Below are 2,011 nucleotides of genomic sequence, written 5' to 3' on the forward strand. Positions count from 1 at the left end.
TTGAGTTGGCCTGTCAAACTGGCCGATTCGTTCCGATCCACCTTCTGCACACCTGCTCCGAACCGTCCGAGGCCGCATCGTGGCGCACACTCAGTCAGCTCGAAAAGGGACTCGAGATGGGATGGCCGCCTGGTGGGACCGGGCCTCGACCAGAAGGTTCTGGATCCCGGTCGCTCTCGGCGACAGGTGAAACATTAGGCCAGCACCGGGTAGCGGTCAAATCGGCGGCGATGAGGGCCTTCTGCTCGGGGTGTGACGCTCGATCCGCGCTCGACGAGGAGTGCTCCCAGTCAGCGCGATGGGTCACCCGTCGACGTGACGGTGAGGCGCGGTCTCTCGTGAACTGCCGAGACGTGGGCGGGTCACACTGGAGACATGCTTGGGAACCTCGCACACATCGGACGGGCCATCGGATCGCCGGCCCGGGCCGCGATGATCTACGCCCTGTTCGACGGGGAGCCCCACTCCGCTGGGCAGCTTGCCGGCGCCGCGGGCGTGAGCTCGGCGACGGCCAGCCAACACCTCGCGATCCTGAGCGAAGCAGGCGTGGTGACGGTCAGGCGACAGGGCCGCTACCGGCACTACCAACTGGCGAACTCTCGCATCGCGCACGCGCTCGAGCAGCTGAGCGAACCAGGCCTTCCGACGGTCACGTCACTACGCCTCTCCCGCGAGCAGCGTCGAGTCCGGCTCGCTCGCACGTGTTATGACCACCTGGCGGGTCAACTCGGAGTCGCTCTCGCGCAACGCATGGTCGCCATCGAGTGGATCACTCCCCCCATGAGCGCTGTCACCCCCGAAGGGACCAAAGCGCTGGCTGACCACTTCGGTCTCGACGTCGAGGCAAGCGCCCGCTCCCGCCGACCTACCATCCGTCCCTGTCGCGACTGGACCGAACAACGCGACCACATCGCCGGCACGCTCGGGGCCATGATCGCCACAACCTTGCTCGACGACGCGTGGGTGATCCGCCGACCGAGCTCCCGGGCCCTGACCATCACCGAGCACGGAGCCGAACGACTGCACGCGGCCGGCGTCGACCTCGTCGTTGGCCGTGATGCACAGACCTGACTCCCTGGCGAGATGCAGGGAAGATCGACGGGTCTCAGGCGGGCGAACTTTGTCGGACCAGGGGGCGTGGCCGGGTCGCGGGCAAAAGTGCACGGGGGCAGCGGAATGAGCGGATGTTGGCCAGGCGCCTCATCGACCCGGTCGAGACATGGCCTCTCGCAGGAGCAACAGGGCGTAGGCCGCGATTGACTTCGCGTCGGAGATGCCACCCGAGGTGATGAGGCGCTCTACCTCGGACCTCGTGAACCAGGCCGAGCGCATGTCCTGTTCCTCGGGATCCCGCTGCGGGCTCTCTTGAGTGAGGCCGGTCGCCAGGAACACCGTGCACTTCTGGTTCAGCGTGCTAGGCATTGTGTCGAGGACGCCGAGTCGGTGCAGCGTGGTAGTGGCAAGCCCCGTCTCTTCACGCAGTTCGCGCGACGCAGCCGCGCTTGTGTCCGCATCGAGCGGATTGGCGCTGCCTGATGGGAACTCCCAGAGCCGACCAGCCACGGGGTAGCGGTCCTGCTCGACCAACTGCACTCGATCTCCCTCGAGGGGAATGACCAGCGAACAGTCGACAGTGTCGACCACGCTGTAGACGCCACTTGAGCCGTCCGAACGACGCACTTCGTCTCGCCGCACCGACAACCACGGGTCGACATAGACCTGCTTGCTACTGAGTCTTTCCACGTCGGCCAGTGTGCACGAGTCGGGCCTAACCGGAGTCCGCCCATGATCATGCCTGCGTTCGCCGGCGCCGATCAGGAGCCGTTCAGTTTCTCGAGACGCGAGTCAATCGGTAGCGATCGTCTCGCGTCCTCAGGGGCACGCAGTGCGACATGACCCGTGCCAGCGAATCGCAACCCATGAGCGGCCATCTGACGCAAGGTCTGAACGACCTCACAGCACCTGCGCCCGCCCGCGGGGAGGGCGGATGCCACCTCCTCCCCCGCCGCGC

2 protein-coding genes are annotated in these 2,011 nt (G+C 66.2%); one reads left to right on the plus strand and one right to left on the minus strand.

The features are described from left to right. Positions 1-375 precede the first annotated feature (375 nt). The gene (locus NJ4_RS24755; protein WP_067442087.1) at positions 376-1,071 is read left to right on the plus strand and encodes an ArsR/SmtB family transcription factor; all 696 of its coding nucleotides are present in this window, start codon (positions 376-378) and stop codon (positions 1,069-1,071) included. A 129-nt stretch (positions 1,072-1,200) separates the two neighbouring features. Here NJ4_RS24755 and NJ4_RS24760 read toward each other — a convergent pair whose 3' ends face one another. Next, positions 1,201-1,644 (minus strand): NUDIX domain-containing protein, encoded by a 444-nt coding sequence (locus NJ4_RS24760; protein WP_245644702.1) that lies wholly within the window; start codon positions 1,642-1,644, stop codon positions 1,201-1,203. Positions 1,645-2,011: the final 367 nt, after the last annotated feature.

The organism is Nocardioides jensenii JCM 1364 = NBRC 14755, from assembly GCF_001552535.1.
In the GTDB taxonomy this organism is placed as follows: domain Bacteria; phylum Actinomycetota; class Actinomycetes; order Propionibacteriales; family Nocardioidaceae; genus Nocardioides; species Nocardioides jensenii.